Source organism: Mycoplasma paraquilae (genome assembly GCF_048284415.1).
Taxonomy (GTDB): domain Bacteria; phylum Bacillota_I; class Bacilli_A; order Mycoplasmatales; family Metamycoplasmataceae; genus Mycoplasmopsis.
Genome location: NZ_JBLVZU010000006.1, coordinates 41,872 through 60,361, shown reverse-complemented (window position 1 = coordinate 60,361; position 18,490 = coordinate 41,872). Strand labels below are relative to the sequence as shown.

Genomic DNA, 18,490 nt, shown 5'->3' with positions numbered 1-18,490 from the left:
TCTGACAATGGTTCTGACAATGGTTCTGACAATGGTTCTGACAATGGTTCTGACACGGATGAAAATGAAATCGTGGATAATGATAAAAATAATGAGCCTAAAAAAACTGACGCTACAATTGATACTTCTAAATTTATAATAGATTCACCATATAAAACAGCTTATGTTAGACCTCCTTTTGGTGCACAATTTAAGTTAAATAATCATGATATTAACTTTACAACTATTTTTGGTCATTTAGATTCACCAGGATCTCGAAGCAAGAAGGGTTATACAGAAGGTGCGATTTCTGACAAAGATGAAATATTTATAAATAAATATCAAGGTGTAGAAAAAATGGGTTCACAAGAGTTTAGTGAATTTCTAGCTTTACCTAATGTTATGAATGATTTTGAAAACATTAGTGCAAATAGTAATATTATTTTCGGCGGTGATACAAATATAACTGCTCAAAATTTTGGACTGCAAGATAACTTTACTTCTAATTATTTTGCAACAATTACCGGATTAGAAAACAGTAAAGATTCATTAGGATATTACACCTCTATTGGAGTCAAAAATCCTTATTCTCAACCATATGACAAAATGTTTTTTAAAAATGTTAATAAAGAACAACTTAAATTTTTAACCACAGCTAACACACCTGAAAAACAGTTTAAAATAGATATTTTAAACGCCTTTAAGGATAATATCTTAAATGAAAAAGATAAAAAAATCACTGGTTATGATTCGAAAAAAGCAGGATTTGGACCTATTAGATATGGTGTTTCAGACCATGCACCGGTATTTACTGATATTGAAACAAAATTTGAACTAAAAACTAACAAAGCGATTGAAAAATATGCCAAAGGTATAAATACACTAAGAATTGGGCATTGAAATATTTGCAATTATGGAAGTGATAAAATGCCTCCATTTAAATATACTTCAATTGCAAAAATAATTGCAGCTGGTGGGTTTGATATTTTAGGATTAACTGAAGTTAATTATGGGCAAGTTGAAAAAGTTAATGAAATTTTAAATATATTAAATCAAATTACAGGTTCACAATATAAGATGGTATATCAAGATAGTTCTGATGCTTCTTGAGCAAATGATCCAGTGTTACATATTTTTGAATCACAACAAGAACAAGTTGCAATTATTTATGACTCAAATATAGTAACCCCTGTTGCTTTTGATAATGGTAAAATTGGTCATTCATATCGCAAAATAATTCCTTCTTATAAAGAAATAGCTCAATTAAAAAGTTTAGCAGACAAAGAATAAATAGTATAATTAACTCATTATTTATAAATAATGAGTTTTTTTATTTTAGGAGGAAATATGATTCCAATAGCAGTTATTTGAGTTATAGGATTATTACCATTTTTAGCTTTTATTGCATTAGTACTTGCTCAAGCTAAATTTATTAACCATGTTAAAATTAATCGCTTGCATTTGCATAATAATGAAAAAATGTTGCAAAGAGTAATTTTAAATCAAAACTTATACAAATATTGAAAGATAAGATTTACCATTTTTACAATAATCACAGTTCTTATTACAGCATTAACAATAGCATATACCCCAATTGCTTTTATATTTATTGCTCAAATCTTCCAAGAAGTTAATAAAAATAATGATCAAATAGCAAAAATCACTCAAACTGGGGTAGCTGTTGTATTATGACTACTTGATGTTTTCTTTATAGGTCTATTAATTTGAACAATTTATCGTGAAATTTATGCTTGAAACAAAGAAATGATTGCTTGAAATTTATATGAAAATCCAGATGCACAAAGTTTTTATGAATACTTAAAAGACTGTCAATCTAAAAAAGAATTTCCATCTAAAATTAAAATGAATAAGATACATTTTTTTAACCGAAAAACCACATTAGCTTATGAAACATGTAACTTGGAAAAATTAGCACAAAGTAAACATAAACCTGATTATATTGAAGGAAAACTTTTATTTGATACTTTTATTGATTATAATCAAATTCTTATTGAAGAACGAACAGTTGAGGAAACTGATTTTGTAGCAAAATTACTTAACTTGCTTGAAAGAAATAATAAGAATTTTGTTTCTAAAAAAAGATAATATCTTTAGTACTATATCGTAGCACTAAAAAACTAGTGCAGCGGTAAAATAAGATTTTTAAAAAAATTCTTTTCTTTTATAATTTATTTACTATTTCAAACAAGGGTAATCCTTGTTTTTATAACCATTTACAAAAGGAGTAATATGAGAAAATTATTTAGTAGTGAATCAGTTGGAAGGGGACACCCAGATAAAGTTTGTGATCAACTTTCTGACGCAATTTTAGATGCTTATTTATCTTTAGACCCAGATTCAAAAGTAGCAGTAGAATGCATGGCTTCTGGTCATAATATTTTTATTGCAGGAGAAGTTAAATCTAATGCTGATGTTGATGTAATTGAAATTGCTAAAAACATTTTAAAACAATTAGGTTACTATACAAATGAAACTAGCTTCATTACAGATATCAAACGCCAAAGTGAAGACATTGCTATGGGTGTTGAATTAGGTGATGAAATTGGAGCAGGTGACCAAGGAATTATGTTTGGATATGCTATAGATGAAACACCTGAATATATGCCTCTTGGTATCACATTAGCTCATGCCTTGGTTCGCAGAGCCGAAAAACTCAGAACTAATCTAGAATTCAAGAATGCCAAAGCAGACATGAAATCTCAAGTTACATTAGATTACACTGATCCAAACAATGTCTTTGTAGATACTGTTTTAATGAGTATCCAACATGCTAAGAACTATGATGAAGCTGAATTTAAGTCATACATTAAGAACCATATTATTCTTCCTGTAATGGAACAATATAATTTAGCAGCACCAAAAAATATTTTAATTAATCCAACAGGTAACTTTGTAATTGGGGGGCCAATTGGTGATACTGGATTAACTGGAAGAAAAATCATAGTTGATACTTATGGCGGTGCGGCGCGTCATGGTGGTGGAGCTTTTAGTGGAAAAGACTCAACTAAGGTTGATCGTTCTGCAGCATATGCAGCTAGATGGATTGCTAAAAACATTGTAGCAGCTGGACTAGCTAAAAGAGCTGAAATTCAAATTGCTTATGCAATCGGTGTTGCGAAACCTGTTTCAATTATGCTTGATACATTTGGAACAAATACGGTACCAGAAGATGTAATCGAACAAGCTGTAAGTGAAATTTTTAATCTTACACCAAAGGGAATTATTGACGCCCTAGGACTAAGAAAACCAATTTTCTTACAAACATCATATTTTGGACATTTTGGTAGAAGTGATTTAAATCTGCCTTGAGAACAATTAAATAAAGTGGAAGAATTACAAAAGAAAGTGAAAGAGTTAAATAAATAATGCTAGAAAAATCCTGTGGGGCCATAATTTTTAGAAAATTTCGTTTTAGAACTAAAGTACTTTTAGTTAAACAATTAAATAATATTTGAGTGTTTCCTAAAGGGCACATTGAAGGTGATGAAACTCCAGTAGAAACTGCACACCGTGAAGTAATGGAAGAAACAACCATTAAAAATTTCCAAATTATTTCAGATGTGTTTTACATCGATAATTATGTAGTTAGTGAAACCGGAAATGACAAAGAAGTAACATATTTTTTAGCCTATACACAAGATGTGGAAGCTCCTCATCATGTTAAAGGTGAATCAAAAAGAGCGAAATATTTTTCAATTAAAAAGGCCTATAAAAAAATAAATAATGAAGCACCAAAGCAATTTTTACTTGATGCTTATGATAAATATTTATCTTTAAACATTTCAAAATCTAAAAGAATTAAGAAATAATGTAGATTAAGTTCTGCATTTTTCTTTTGTCTACATCTTAAAATTAAAATTTTAAACTACCTTAAATTCAGTTTAATTAGATTAAAAAACATTATTTATAAAACAGATGATATAAGATAAAATATCAGACTTAAGTTTTTGCTAATATATAGCATTAAATAAATAAAATTCATCTAAAATCTGTTTAAAACATTGTGCTAGTGCTAAAAGTTAATATTACCTGGAATAAACTTTTTATTTAAATGTTTTTATTTTTAATAAAAAAATTTAAAATTTAAATAAACAAGAAGGAGGCGTTTTATGGACACAGAAAAAACAACAGATGAAACCAAAAAAACAAAATATATTGATTTAGTTGAATTCCGTAAACAAGAAATTCAACACGCCATTCTTTCCGCTCAAAAAGAAAATGAAAAGGAAGAATATAAGACATCTCAAAAGGCTTTGCCTTGATACAAAAGAGATTTATTTCTTAATCTTCTAGGTGCAGCAGTTGCACAGAGTGTAATGATACTTATTATCTTAATTGCTTATTTAGTTAAGGGATTATAATGATTAAATATTTTGCTGAAACTGTAAACAAAAATGCAGTTACAGTTTCAAACCAATCAATTACTGCTTTAATTGTTATTGCATCAATTGTTTTAGTTGTAGCAATTACCATTTTAGGGCTTTATTTATGACCACATATTTATAGCTTTGTGGCTTCAAAAATTAAAAAGACTAAATATGAAAAATTGGGTAAAAGCAGTCAAATTCGTTTAATTAACCAATTAAGAGAAAGTGTCGAATATTTTTCAAAGAACAAAATAGGTGCATTAATTACTATTGAAAATAATGACAATATTGATAATTTAAGAACTGATGGTGTTGTGCTTAACTCAAACATTTCAAGTTCTTTACTAATCGCTATCTTTAATAAAACTAGTCCATTACATGATGGTGCAGTAGTTATTAGAGATAATAAAATTTATTACGCAGCTACTTTTTACAAGATTACACGTAAAAGTGTAGATTCAAAATATGGTTCACGCCATAGAGCAGCAATGGGAATTTCAGAACAATGTGATGCTACTACCGTAGTGGTATCTGAAGAAGATGGAAGTATTAAGATTCTTAAAGGAAGTATAATACAGCCAGTTAAACTTGAACAATTCCAAGAACAATTAATTAAGTACTTGAAAGAACAATAATGGAATTTACTCCAGAAGTAAAAGAATCTTTAATTAACAACTTAGTTGAATTAATTAAAGAAAAGAAAATTATTGCAGTTCGAGAATTGTGTGAAGAATACCCATATGCAGATTTTGCTGAAGCAGTTGAAAGTTTAACTGCTGAAGAACAATTATATGTTTTAAGAGTTTTAAAAACAGCAGAAGCAGCTGAAGTATTTTCTTATTTAGAAGATACTACCAAAGTTAACCTTGCTAAATCATTTACTGAAGATTGAGGAATGAAAATTCTTCAAGATCTAGAAAGTGATGAGTTGGTTGACGTTTTAGAAGACTTACCAGTCAACTTTACTAAAAAAATATTAGCTCAAACTCCTGATGAAAAAAGAGCTAAATTAAATAACTTGCTTTCATATGATGATGAACACGTTGGAAGCATTATGTCAGTGGATCTTTCAGTTTTAAAAGATACCTGAAGTGCTAAAAAAGCAATTAGAAAGATTAAAAAGGACTATAAGAGCAATATTGAACTTAGTCACAACTTTTACATTACAGATGAAGATGGTTTTTTAATCGGTGATATTACTTTAGAAGAACTAGTTTTCGCTGACGACGAAAATGAAACATTAGATAATTTATATAATGCAGTTGCTACAGTGCACCCATATGATAACAAAGAAGATGCAGCAAATATATTTGCCGATCATGATAGATCAACACTTCCTGTTGTTTCGGCTGATAATCGCCTAATTGGGATGATTTCTTCTGATGCAGTTATTGATGTTATTCAAGAACAAGCAACTGAAGATATGTATAAGCTTGCTGGTATTAACCCAGAAGCAGCTGAAGAAAGTTATTTAAAAACTAAACTATTACAAATAGTTAAATCACGGGTAGTTTGATTAATTATTCTAATGATTTCAGCTACCTTTTCTCAATACATTATTCAACAATTTTCAAATATCTCAGAAAACTTTATTAAAGGTTTGGGAGTAGCAGTTTCAACCGGGATTATAGTTGGACTTATCCCAATTATTTCTGGATCAGCAGGCAATGCTGGTTCTCAATCATCAACCACTATTACTCGTGCTAGTGCTTTGGGTGAAATTGAGCACAAAGATATCTGAAAGGTTATCCGTAAGGAAATTTCTGTTGGTTCTGTAATTGGTTCAATTTTATTTTTAGTGAATGTAGCTAGACTTTATATTTATTTCGCTATTCCTAGCTTTAGAGATAATGGTGATGGAACAGAAGCTGCCTGAGGGCCAATTTCTTTCATTATTTTGGCAAGCTCGATTTCACTTTTTGTGGTAGTTATTTTTGCTAAATTTTTAGGAACGGTAATTCCACTTGTGGCAATTAAACACAAAAAAGACCCAGCTGTTATGTCAGCACCAATTTTAGCTACATTAAGTGATGCTATTTCCACTTTAATATTCTTTGGCCTAAATATTGGGGTATTAGCATTTGCACATGCTATGAGCTGAATTTAAGGAGAACTAATGAAAGTAGCAGACATTGAAAGAGTTAAGTTATTAGCTGAAAATTACTTAAGAGCTAAGGCTGATATGAAAGAATATTTAAATCAAATTAAACAAGAAGTTGCCGATACTGAAGTTGCTATTTCTGAATCTTTATCTGAAGGCGGAAAAATTTTATATACTGAGGTAACACCAAAAGCAACTTTTGATTTTAAGGGATATTCAAATTATTTATATACAGCAATGATACAAGGAATAACATATACCGAAGAACAACTGGACGAAATCATGAAGCAATTCGTGGTTAAAAAAGACTCAAAATGAGTATTGAAAATAACAAAATAGAGGAGAAGAAATATGCAAATGAATGCCACAGTAGCCATTTGGATACTATTTGCTGTCGTAATGGCGCTATTTATTGGTTGAATTTTATACCAATACATTAAAGACAAACGTTTAAAAAAGAAAGCAGCAGCTCAAATGGTTGAGATTAGCAAAAATGCTGCTGTTTATGCTTATGAATTATCTATCATGATCAACGAATTAGTTGTTCTTAACCGCACAACACTTGAAGAATTTGTTCCAAGTATTGGAAAATATTCAATGGGAGAAATTAATAAAAATACCCGTAATGTTGTACTTTCTTTATATAAATCACCTGAATTCCGTGATTACATAAAAGAAATTCCATCAGCCGAATATCATGAACTCGAACATAATTTAGTAGCATTAAGAGATTTAAATGCTAATTTATGAGATAAAAAAGGTGCTAAATATCTTGAATATTTTGCTATAGCACCAGATAAATTTGCAAAAAAAGTTGAACAATTCAACAAAACTGAAATTGAATCCTTATTTAAGGATGAAAACGAAATTAAAGATAAGATAAGAGGAGTGTACAAAAATGAGTTTGAAAACAATGAACAAGCCAAATAAATTAACTTTACTTCGTTTAATACTAGTGATCCCAGCCTTCTTATTAATGATTGCTGGTTACTACACTTTATCTATGGGATCTGAATTTAATGGAAATTTAGCAAATTTAACCCAAACAGGGTACAAAATTGCATTTTCAATAATTACAGCATTTATTTTAGTAATTTTTGGTGCAGCAATGATAACTGACTTCTTTGATGGAAAAATCGCTCGTAAACAAAATTTAGTCACTGATTTTGGAATTGTATGAGATCCAATTGCAGATAAGGTGATGACTAATTTAGTGCTAATTTATTTTGGAGTAATTAATGTGCTTCCATTTTGAGCAGTAGCCATCTTTATCTTACGTGATATTATTGTTGATGGTGTTAGAATGTTTCTAGCAAAAATTGGAGTTTCAGTTGCCGCTGGAAAATTAGGCAAAATTAAAACATTAATTTTATCAATCGGAATTTGCATTACATTATTAATGCTAATTTGATTACCATACACTGGATTTGTTACACAATATCACTTTATGTATGTGTTAAACATACCAATTTATATCGCATTAGTTTTAAGTGTTATTTCAGGAATCATTTATGTAATTAAAGGTTCAAAATACATGAAACAAAATTCAAAAACTCAAGTTAAAAAATAACTCACTATCATTTTAGGAGACATAAGTGCAATATTTATTAACCAATAACTTTATTTGAGAATTCTTTATAGCAGAACTCTTTAGTGTTGCGTTTTTAACACTTATGTCTTTTTTATGTACCCATTTTGCTAAAAAATACAAGTATCGTAATTTTACATATCCGTTCTTTTATGCATTAGCAACATTAACATCAGCTTTTATTTCATTTGCTGTCTTGAGAATACTAGCTCAAATTTTCGAACCTAAGAGCATGTATGAGAAAATTAATAACAGTATTCCACCAATTGTTAACCCTATGGTTACACTCTTTTATGTTTTTACATATGTATTTAATCCAGTCAAAACTCAAATTCATGTAGCTAATATCTGATTAATTATCCTAGGGCATTTTATTGGTGGAATCATTGGTGGATTAATATGATCACTAATTAAAAAGAAAAGACCTGAATTAAATAATTCATATAAAAATGTTGCTTTAATACAAAGCAAGGAATTAAGTTGAGACAGTGGGTTTATTCTTGTATTTACTTTATTAACTTTCATTATTCAATATGTAATTAATAAAAAAAGTAATAATTATATTTTATCTTCTACATACACGGGGCTGCTAACTTATATTATTTTACTTGTAGCTTCATGAATGCTACGCTTATCATTCCCAACTAATATTTATGTTTCTACAGGTTCTTATGTTGTTTCTCTCATTTATGACCGAGATAAAATAAAAGCTAACACAACATATATAATATTTGTTGCATTAGCTTATATAATTTCAACAGCACTAGTTTCGCTAGTCTATGTAGAACTTCCGATTAATCATAATTCAGCTTTATTCATTCATTAGCCAGCTCATTTATAAATGATGGCAAGTATAATAAGAACTACTAAAGCAATTATTACAATAATTGAACCTATCGCAAGTATGTAAGCTCACTTATTCTTGCGATATTTTTTTATTTCAAACTCATCTTGCTGATTTTCAATAATGATACTATCAACTAATTTAGTAAAACGTTTATCATTTAATGAAGTTGTACTATTGCATTTCATTTCAGCCTTTAAGGCTTCATGCTTTGATTTTTTTACTTTTTTTGTTTTATTCTTATTGTTAGTAGGCATTAGTTTTCTAATTTGAGTTTAGGCATGACTGTAATAGCAAAAGCTTGTGGGCCAGTATGAATGGCAATAACACTTGAGGTAATTTGTTCATGAGTTAGTTTAATATCTAGTTCCGCACATTGTTTAATAACTTCTGCATTTATATTTGAATCAATTCCATGCATTCAGTTAAATTCGTAGTCTTCCAAATTTTCACCTTCATTGTAAAAGTATGATTTTTCTATTGCTTTAGCAATTGCTCCATTAGCTGTACGTTTTAAAAATACAGGACTTACTTTTCCATCTGAAGTATATTCTAAAATAGGTATTAAATTAATCTTAGTCATAATGAACTTTTTAACACCATGTAATCTTCCACCTTGAATCATGTATTTCATGTCAAATGGTACTAAAAATGTGGCTGATGAATCATCGATTTTTTGTAATAAATCAAAAATTTCTTTCATTGACAATCCATCATTGTATAGTCTTAAAGCATATTTAGCAGCGTTAACTAATTGAATACCACTTCAATGATTTTCGAACACATAAACATTTTTATAATCATTTGCTACTGTACGAACATGACTTGATGTAGAACTGATACCTGGGTTAATTCCGAAATAAATTACTTCATCAAACTCTTCACTAGCCTCTTGAACAATATTATTGATTATTTCTAATTTAGGACTAGAAGATTTAAAACTAGTAGCTTTAGAAAGCTTTTCTAAAATAACTTCTTTATTTTCTAATCCATCTTGGTATACAATTCCATCAATATCAACTTGTAATGGAATAAATTTAAATCCAGCCTTTTCAGCTTCTTCTTGATATAGACCACAAAATGAGTCTAAAATAATTCCTAATTTTTTCATGTCTTAATTATATAAGAAAAAGCAAAATTTTGTTCCCCTAATTTTTTTAGCTCATTAATCCAAAAGTACTTGCACATAATGATTATTGTAATTTTTTCTAAATATTAACTTACATTTTTAAATTAATATAGGTACAAAATTTGTACATTTTAGTAACTTATTATTTAGCTATGATAAAATTAATTTATAAACAGTTTTCTTGAGAAAGAAGGATATATGCAAAAGCAAAAATTAGTGCCAGAAATAAGATTTAAAGGGTTTAATGAGAAATGAAATATTAATGCTTTAAATGAATTAATTAATAAATTTGATAATTTACGCATTCCAGTATCTGAAAAGTTGAGAACAAAAGGAGAATTTCCTTACTATGGAGCTAATGGGATTCAGGATTATGTTTCTGGATATACACATGATGGAGAATTTGTTTTAGTTGCTGAAGATGGAGCAAATGATCTTGATAATTATCCTTCTAAATATGTTAATGGTAAATTTTGAGCAAATAATCATGTACATGTTATCCAAGGAAAAGAAAATATATTAGATAACAAATTTTTAAGCTTTTCTCTAAAGAATTTTCATTTTAAGCCGATATTAACTGGAGGAGAAAGATCAAAATTAAATGCGAGTGCATTAGCAACAATTGAAATTAATAAGCCTTTTATTAATGAACAACAAAAAATAGGACAATTCTTTTCAAATATAGATTCTTTTATTCAATCTGAAGAATTAAAACTTAAAAAACTTAATGAAGTAAAACGATCATTATTAAGCAAAATGTTTGCGTCAGAAAATTCAAAATTCCCAGAAATAAGATTTAAAGGGTTTGAAGAGGAGTGAAAAACAGCAATATTAGATGATTTTATAGATTATGAAAGGCCTGATAAGTATATTGAAAAACTACCATTGTTGGAATTTGGACGAATACCCGTGTTAACTGCGAATAAATCATTCAAATTGGGGTATACTGAAAGTAAAAACTATTATGCAAAAGGCGATTGTATTCTTTTTGATGATTTCACATTAGATAGTAAATATGTTAATTTTCCGTTCATGGTCGTTTCCTCAGCTTTAAAAATTCTGACATTAAAAAATAACCAAGACTCATTATCTTACTACTTTGCAATATTAAGTAACAATACTTTTGAAAGCCAGGGACATGCAAGACATTATATTTCTGTTGTCGCAAAAACATCAATAAAAATTAGCGACAATATCACAGAAAGAAATTTAATTGGATCATTTTGCAACTATATTGACTCTTTAATATCTTCTCAAGAACTTAAACTTCAAAAACTCAACAACATTAAACAAGCTTTATTAGAAAAAATGTTTTGCTAGTGGCTTGATTTTATAGCATAAAATAAAAAATAAAAATTCAGCATTCCACTAACCAAGGATATGGTAAAATATTTTTGCTACATAAGTAGCAAGACAAAACAGAGGATATAAGTCATCTTGGTAACAAGATGACTTTTTTTCACTTTTTTCCACATTTTGTGGAATTTTCCACAATTCTGACTCTTTTACATAGCCTTTTTGGTAATGTTAATATAATAAAATGTCAGTAATTATGGAGGAAAAATGAAAAAAATTAAATTATTACTTACAACTATTTCGGGAGTTTGTTTAACAACTTTACCATTAGTTGCATCACAATGCCAAAATGAAAAACAAATTAACAAACAGCCTAAAGATTCGAAAGATGGAAAAAGTACACAAAACCCAGCGGATGGAAAAGACTCTCAAGGTTCAATAGATAACAAAAAACCTAAAAATGAAGAAACACCTAATCCAGGATTAGAATTAGATAAAAAACCTAGTGTTAAAATTAATGATGAATTTTTACAATTGGATAATGATTCCTTAGTGCAAAAGTATATTAAATTCGCTCCTTCATTAAAAGAAGAAGCACACGAAAAGAAAACAGCTTGAGTGGCTGAAGTTCAAGACTTAAATGATATTGAATTAATCCCTACAGAAACTGAAAATGTAACAGTTATTTCGATAACAATGCCAGAAGATGAAGAAAGATATGTTCACTTAGATGACTGACTTAAACAAGGAAAAATAAAGGTTGATTATCGCTTTAAAGTGGCATCTAAAGCAGATGCTTCAGTTGCAAAAGAATTCACCACTTCATATGAAATTGATGGATATATTTCGGAAGCAAAAGCTAAAGAAATTTTTGCTGCTGCAATGAATTTATTAGATGACTCTAACTTTGAAATTGATAAGTCAAAACTTTTAATCGATATCGATAGTACTAGAGAAGACTTTAAGGGAACAAATAATTCTTATAAGTTTATTTATGGCCCTTATTATCCAAAATCTGTAGAAGCTGCAATTAGCATTAAAACAGCAGGAACTATTGCGAAAGCTTCTTATGAATATAATAAACTGTCAGTAAATCCTGCAAAAAATGAACTTAGAATTGAACCATATTTATATCTAGATGATAAATCTCAAAATACCCTATTTGCTTATCGTAATGGAAAACAATATATTGAAGGTGATCAAAACACATCAGTTCTTTTTGAAAACTTACCTTCAAGAGCTTTATCAGCTGTTGCAATTGCAACAAACTACAATTTATATCAAGCTTTTAATTTTGATAAAGGAAAATTAGAAGAAATAGCTGGCAAAAAATTAAATGAAATCAATCCTAGTGAAGTTACAGTAGAGATGTTAAATAAAGCATTAAGTGTAAATCACACAGAAGTTATGTCTAAAACAAATAATCCAATTGATAAGTTTATGGTTTCATCTGATTTTGTCTCAAAATCAAATCTACACATTTCTAGTGTTAAAAGTAATGAAAATGAAGGAAGCATTTATGTTGAATTTACATTTAACACAATTTCAAATAATGATCCAAATGGAACAATATATTTAGGCAAAGGTATTGAACAAAGCCAAGATGTAAATCAGTTCAATAATGCTACTTTTGTAGTCAAAAAGGGTGGATTTAAAGCTGCTATTGCACCTGAAGAAACCGCATATGAAGAAAAAGAAATTTTTACACTTCAACCAGGTATGAATTTTGAAAATATTCTTGCTTTATGAAATAATAAAAAAGATAAATTTAAATCAAAAGGTGGAGCTATTCAAAAGTATGCTGGCAAAAAAGGCAAAGTCTTTTATGGAATTACTTCAAATGGTCAAGGAAACGACAACAAGGTATTAGTGATAAAAGACAATAGCGAACTTGATGCGGATTCAATTTTAACTACTAATCCTAAGGGAAATGATAAATTCTTAGATGCAAGTTTGGATGAAGAAAATAAACAATTAATAGTTAAATTTAAATTAAGCAACCAAGCTGGCAAATTATATAAGCAAACTATTACATTAAATTAAACTAGCAAATTAAAAATAACAATGAACTTAAAAACAAGTTAATGTTGTTTTTAATTTTTATATTGTTAATTTATATAATAAGAATATAAAAAACACCATTTTAAAGGCTATTTAGTTAAAAAACATTTATAATTAAAATATGAATGAAATCAATTTAAAACGTAAAGAAGCGAGATTACAACAATTAATAGCTGATATCTTAACGAATGATATCACTAATACTAATGTAATCGATCCAGTAGTCATGGATGTATCGCTTTCTAATGACTTATCACATGTAAAAGTTTTTGTTTCATTTTTAAATAATGAACAAAAAGGTATTGAAGCATTAAATAATGCTTCAGGATATGTTAGAAAGGTTCTATCTCAATCATTAGATTGAAGAAAAGTACCAAGTGTACACTTTTACTTAGATGAAGTATCAAAAAATGGCCAAAAAATTGAAGAGATACTTGCATCTATCAAAAATGAAAAATAAAACTTATTTAAAAGTTGAAAGGACAATTAAATGTCAAAAGTCGGAAAATTTTTATTAGTAGTAGTTGGAGGACTTGGAATTGGTGCTGCAGCCGTTGCAATTCCTAGTGTAGTTTACAAAAACCAAAGAGATTATCAAGATCAACAAAGTAAATTACAACAAGCTAAAACTAATATTAGAGTATCTTTAGTAGATACAATTAATAAGAGTGAAGTATATGCTTCATCAATTAAAGCATCAGATATCATATTTACAGGATACAATAAATCATTATTTACTGTAACTATTGAAACTAGCCCAGCTTCACAAAATGAAAAACCAATGCCAATTTTAACATCAAATGATATAAAAGGGACATTGACTTTCAAATATATAATTCGTTCAAAGAATTACAAAGATTTACAAGCAGTGGAAAGTAAAGAACTTGATGGGTTTAAAGTTAAATATGTAGCTCCAACAGTAACACCAGCCAATGAACAAGCTGCTCAACAAGCAGTTAAACAAAGTATTGCTAGTGCATATAAAACCATTACTGATAATGCAGCTACATACAATTTAAGTGCTGATCAAGTAACAAAAATTAGTACTTACTCTACAGAAGTTCAAAATGGTTTAGGAACTGAAGTTACTGGTGTACTTAAGGCAGTTGAAGGTGTATTACCAGAATCACAATACACAACTGTAACTACATTATATACACAAGTTGCTTCTAAATTAAATGACGTACTAGTTAACATGTTAAAACAAGCTATTCAAGCAAAAGCAAAAACAACTGGTATTGAACAAATTAAAGCATACTTAACACCTGAAAAAATGGGTGAAATTAAAAATAATGTTGCTGATGTTTTAAGCACAAATGCTGAAACAATTGCTAACGTTGGAAAATCAATTTTTGAATCATTGAAGATGGAAGAAAGTACAAAAAACATTGCTACATTAGATACATTTGTAGCTGAAATGACAACATTCTTCAAAACACAAGTAACAGAAATTGCTAAAAAAGTTAAAGAATTATCATTTGCTCAAGGAACATCTCAAACAGCTGCTCTAGCTCAAATGAAAGACTTATTACCAGCTCTTAAGACAGCAGCTGCAGAAAAAGCACATGCTTTATTAACTAATCCTGCTGAGTATGATGCAGTAAAAGCAATTCTTAAATCAAAATATGAAGCATTAGAAGCTTCAGTTAAAAGTAATTTAGAATTATTAATTAATGAAACTAAGAAATTAGCAGAATTAATTGATAACTTAAAATTATCTCAAGAAGCTCCTCAACCAGGAACAGCTCCTGAAGTTAAACCAACTCCGCAACCAGGTGATTCGAGGAAATAACCCGGGATCAGATACTTCTTCAACTGATGAAGCAAAAGCAGCTTTAAAAGCTGAGTTAGATAAAGCTGTATTAGCTTTGGATGAATTTAGTAACAAATATAAAGCACATGCTAACGCTTCAGCTTTTGAAGTTAAACCTCAAATTACAGGGATTGATACAGATAAATACGATGTAAAAGTAACTAAAATGGAAGCTAATAATGCAGAAGGAAAAATTACTTTTACAGTTGAACTTGCAAATAAAACGAAACCAGAAGACAAAGTTACAAAAGATATTGTTATTGCTGATTTCGCAAAAGTGGATCAAAGTGCGATTGATCAACTTGAACAAGCTCAACCTAAATTTGCAACAATTACTGATGCAGATAAAATAGATGCATTATTTAAATATTTAGAAAACAACAAAATTATTAAATATTACTTTAAAGATGGAATTTTAAACTACAAGAGTGGAAAAGGCAAAAATGATTTTGCTGAAATAACATCTAAGACAGATAGAGTCTTTGATGCTGAATCAGGGCTAGGGCTATCTGGAGCAGAAGAATTTATTTTCTCAAAAACAATGAATAAAGGTAAAGAAAATGAAGAAGTTTCTGTTTTACCTTCATCAGAAATTAATGTTGAAGTAGATGCAGCTAACAAGACAATCACCTTACACTTTAGAGTTAACAAGAAAATTACTTCAGGTGTTTTTGCCTTTTCTAAGGTTAAAACAGTACAAATCAAATTTGAAGCTGCTAAACCAAATCCAGAACCAGCACCAGAACCTGAACCTACACCAGTAGTGCCAGAACCAGATACTCCAGCCGGAAAAAGTGCTGAAGAAGTAGCTAATACTATCTTGGCACCTGTTTCAGCAAGCTATAGCCAAATTATTAATAGTGAAGCAAATGCTTTATCAGAAGAGCAAAAACAATTAATAACAAACTATTCAAATTCAGTAGCTCAAGGTTTAGTAAAAGAAAGTTTAGGCGTACTTAAGGCTGTAGAAGGTGTACTACCATCTAGTGAAAATGAAATGGTAGCTAAGTTTTATAATCAAGTAGCTTTAGTTCTAAATAAAGTATTAGTAGATGCATTACAAAACGCAATAAATCAAAAATCTGAAACCGGGATAAACACAATTAAAGACTTCATTAATGCAGACAAAATGAATGCAATTATTGAAGATGTCGCTAATGTTCTTACTGCCAAAGCTGATGACTTAGGTCATGTAGCCAAAGCAGTATTCGACACATTAAAAACAAATGACAGCACTAAAAATATTGCTAATTTAGACGCTTTTAGTGCTGGTATGAGTGATTTCTTTAAAAACGAAATCAAAGCTATTGCTCAACAAGCAAAAGAAAACAAAATTCAAGCAGGTAAATCACCATCTAAAGCATTAGAATCAATGCAAGCATTATTACCTGGCATGAAAGCAAATGCAGCTAAAAAAGCACATGAGCTTTTACCTGACCAAAAAGATTATGATGCTGTAAAAGCTGTATTAAAAGCTAAATACGAAGCATTAGAAGCTTCAGTTCAATCAAACTTACAACTATTAATCGAACAAACAATGAATCTTGCAACTTTAGTTGATAGTTTAAAATTAAAGAAAGCAGAAGTTACACCAGAAACTAAAAAAGCAGCTGCATTAAGTGAAGCTGAAATAGAAACCCTTATGGGACAAGCAGTTCCAACTTTAGTAGAAGCTGCAGCCAAGAAAACAGCTTTTAGTGCTGCTGAAACAGACTTTGTTGCACCTAAATTTGCAGAAAATAAAGACTATACCATTGAAGCAATTGAACCAGTCTTTTATGCAGATGCTTTAGGAAAGGAATCAACCTTAGCTCCTGAAGCTAAAGAAGCTTTAAAAGCAAAAATGTTAAATGGAATTAATGAAATTAAATATAGTATAAAAGTTACTTCTAAAACAGATCCAAATGATTTCAAGAAGATTGAAAAGACTTATGATGTAGCTGGATTTATTTCAAAAGCACAAGCAGATGAAATCTTCAAAACATTAGTTATTACACAAAAAGAAAATGTAGATAAATCTGCAGTCAAAATTTTACCTGCTAGTGCACCAGGTATGACAAAAGCTTATAAATTCTTAAATGGTTCATATGATGAAAAAAGCTTGAAAAATTTAGATCTTATCGAAATGACAGCGCCACAGGGAACAACTAATATTAAAATTGATAATAAAATAGTTTCAAGTGATATTAAGGCACAACAAGCAATTATTGAACCTGTTTTATATTTAGATGAAGCTTCTAAAAATTATATTTTTGTTTACAAAGACAAAACCAGTGTTGAATCAGAAGAAACTAAAATAGCAATAAATCAGTTACCAACTACGGCATTGTCTGCTAAGGCACTTGCAAATTTCTATATTAATAATAGTAGTGAAAAACCATACAGTGTAGATAATGATAAAACAGCTGAAAAATTAACTAAAGCATTAAATGAAGTACTTCCTTCTGAAGTTAAACCAGAACAAATTGTACTTTCAGGAAAATCTGTTAAATTAACCGGTTCAAAAGAAGGCGACACCTACCAAATTACAGCTGAAATGCTAGCTAAAATGAACCCAACAGTAACAAAACTTTATCCTTTAGATGAAGAAGGAGCTTTATCAATAACAGTGACATTTGATACAGTGCAAGTTCCTAATGCTATTTATATGTTAGCAGCACGGTCAAAACAAACCACTGATTTTAAAGAAGCTGAAGCAGAAAAAGGCGAACTCAAAATAAGACTAGAAGGTCTTAAGGTTAAAGAAAATACTCCTGAACCTACACCAGTAGTTCCTGAACCTGAACAACCAAAACCAGAAACAAAAGTCGTACAAGGAACAGCTTTCAAGTTAGGACCTAATGCAAATGTAGTTTATATAAAAGCTACAATTCAAAAGAAATCTGAACACCTTTTACAATATTATAAACGTGTAAATGGGTATGGAATTTCTAGTGGTGGAGATAAAGGAAATACAATTTTATTATTTGCTGATGGTATGAATAGCGAAAACATTAACTTTGATCAAATTAGAAAAGGTAATAATAAAAAGGCTAAATATTACCTAGATGGTGAATTTGATGCAGAAAAGAAAACTTTAACCGTTAAATATCAACAAAAAATTGATGGTAAGTTTGTTGATGTTGCACAAACATTTACCTTAGAATAACACTTAGGAAATATAGCATTTAATCGTGCTATATTTTCTTTCTTTTAAAAATAATTTATAAAATGCCTATAACCTAGTTATTTAAAAAAATAACAGATGCAGTAAAAAAACAATATCTCTTGTATAATATACAAGAGTATATA

The 18,490-nt window shown here is 29.3% G+C and carries 18 protein-coding genes; 16 read left to right on the top strand and 2 right to left on the bottom strand.

The annotated features are described in order from the left end of the window. From ACNQ12_RS03330 to ACNQ12_RS03280, 11 genes are all read left to right on the top strand, one after another. The coding region (locus ACNQ12_RS03330; protein WP_474623481.1) for an exonuclease/endonuclease/phosphatase family protein at positions 1 to 1,269 on the top strand (1,269 nt) is incomplete at its 5' end. 57 nt (positions 1,270 to 1,326) lie between these two features. Further along, positions 1,327 to 2,085, top strand: a complete 759-nt coding sequence (locus tag ACNQ12_RS03325; protein ID WP_418037308.1) for a hypothetical protein — start codon at positions 1,327 to 1,329, stop codon at positions 2,083 to 2,085. Between the two features lie 144 nt (positions 2,086 to 2,229). After that, on the top strand, positions 2,230 to 3,366 hold the full coding sequence (metK, locus tag ACNQ12_RS03320; RefSeq protein WP_416754932.1) for a methionine adenosyltransferase: 1,137 nt from the start codon (positions 2,230 to 2,232) through the stop codon (positions 3,364 to 3,366). After that, complete coding sequence (locus ACNQ12_RS03315; RefSeq protein WP_418019164.1) at positions 3,366 to 3,809, top strand: NUDIX domain-containing protein; 444 nt, start codon at positions 3,366 to 3,368, stop codon at positions 3,807 to 3,809. Before metK ends, ACNQ12_RS03315 begins: the two co-directional genes overlap by 1 nt. 300 nt (positions 3,810 to 4,109) lie before the next feature. Then, positions 4,110 to 4,361, top strand: a complete 252-nt coding sequence (locus tag ACNQ12_RS03310) for a hypothetical protein (protein ID WP_418037306.1) — start codon at positions 4,110 to 4,112, stop codon at positions 4,359 to 4,361. After that, on the top strand, positions 4,361 to 5,002 hold the full coding sequence (locus ACNQ12_RS03305) for a diadenylate cyclase (protein ID WP_418019614.1): 642 nt from the start codon (positions 4,361 to 4,363) through the stop codon (positions 5,000 to 5,002). The genes ACNQ12_RS03310 and ACNQ12_RS03305 overlap by 1 nt, the downstream gene beginning before the upstream one ends. Next, positions 5,002 to 6,474 (top strand): magnesium transporter, encoded by a 1,473-nt coding sequence (gene mgtE, locus ACNQ12_RS03300; protein ID WP_416754939.1) that lies wholly within the window; start codon positions 5,002 to 5,004, stop codon positions 6,472 to 6,474. Before ACNQ12_RS03305 ends, mgtE begins: the two co-directional genes overlap by 1 nt. 9 nt (positions 6,475 to 6,483) lie before the next feature. Then, complete coding sequence (locus ACNQ12_RS03295) at positions 6,484 to 6,807, top strand: hypothetical protein (protein WP_418019615.1); 324 nt, start codon at positions 6,484 to 6,486, stop codon at positions 6,805 to 6,807. Positions 6,808 to 6,825: 18 nt separating this feature from the next. Beyond that, positions 6,826 to 7,398, top strand: a complete 573-nt coding sequence (locus ACNQ12_RS03290) for an MHJ_0274 family protein (protein ID WP_418019616.1) — start codon at positions 6,826 to 6,828, stop codon at positions 7,396 to 7,398. Beyond that, a complete protein-coding gene (pgsA, locus tag ACNQ12_RS03285; RefSeq protein WP_418037303.1) occupies positions 7,367 to 8,038 on the top strand; it encodes a CDP-diacylglycerol--glycerol-3-phosphate 3-phosphatidyltransferase in 672 nt (223 codons plus the stop codon). The genes ACNQ12_RS03290 and pgsA overlap by 32 nt, the downstream gene beginning before the upstream one ends. Before the next feature lie 25 nt (positions 8,039 to 8,063). Next, positions 8,064 to 8,882, top strand: a complete 819-nt coding sequence (locus ACNQ12_RS03280; protein WP_416754944.1) for a hypothetical protein — start codon at positions 8,064 to 8,066, stop codon at positions 8,880 to 8,882. On the opposite strand, the gene ACNQ12_RS03275 is transcribed toward ACNQ12_RS03280, so the two are convergent. Then, on the bottom strand, positions 8,879 to 9,157 hold the full coding sequence (locus tag ACNQ12_RS03275; RefSeq protein WP_416754945.1) for a hypothetical protein: 279 nt from the start codon (positions 9,155 to 9,157) through the stop codon (positions 8,879 to 8,881). The two genes, ACNQ12_RS03280 and ACNQ12_RS03275, sit on opposite strands and share 4 nt — an antisense overlap. After that, positions 9,157 to 10,011, bottom strand: coding sequence for a DegV family protein (locus ACNQ12_RS03270; RefSeq protein WP_418037301.1), 855 nt, complete (start codon positions 10,009 to 10,011; stop codon positions 9,157 to 9,159). Before ACNQ12_RS03270 ends, ACNQ12_RS03275 begins: the two co-directional genes overlap by 1 nt. A gap of 216 nt (positions 10,012 to 10,227) precedes the next feature. Here ACNQ12_RS03270 and ACNQ12_RS03265 point away from each other — a divergent pair, with 216 nt between their 5' ends. From ACNQ12_RS03265 to ACNQ12_RS03245, 5 genes are all read left to right on the top strand, one after another. Further along, positions 10,228 to 11,349, top strand: a complete 1,122-nt coding sequence (locus ACNQ12_RS03265; protein WP_418042162.1) for a restriction endonuclease subunit S — start codon at positions 10,228 to 10,230, stop codon at positions 11,347 to 11,349. Positions 11,350 to 11,592: 243 nt separating this feature from the next. Beyond that, positions 11,593 to 13,368 (top strand): hypothetical protein, encoded by a 1,776-nt coding sequence (locus ACNQ12_RS03260; protein ID WP_418037286.1) that lies wholly within the window; start codon positions 11,593 to 11,595, stop codon positions 13,366 to 13,368. 139 nt (positions 13,369 to 13,507) lie between these two features. Then, positions 13,508 to 13,846 (top strand): 30S ribosome-binding factor RbfA, encoded by a 339-nt coding sequence (rbfA, locus tag ACNQ12_RS03255; protein ID WP_416754950.1) that lies wholly within the window; start codon positions 13,508 to 13,510, stop codon positions 13,844 to 13,846. Positions 13,847 to 13,876: 30 nt separating this feature from the next. Continuing rightward, positions 13,877 to 15,178, top strand: coding sequence for a lipoprotein 17-related variable surface protein (locus ACNQ12_RS03250; RefSeq protein WP_418037284.1), 1,302 nt, complete (start codon positions 13,877 to 13,879; stop codon positions 15,176 to 15,178). Beyond that, on the top strand, positions 15,162 to 18,347 hold the full coding sequence (locus ACNQ12_RS03245) for a lipoprotein 17-related variable surface protein (RefSeq protein WP_418037283.1): 3,186 nt from the start codon (positions 15,162 to 15,164) through the stop codon (positions 18,345 to 18,347). Before ACNQ12_RS03250 ends, ACNQ12_RS03245 begins: the two co-directional genes overlap by 17 nt. Positions 18,348 to 18,490 lie beyond the last annotated feature (143 nt).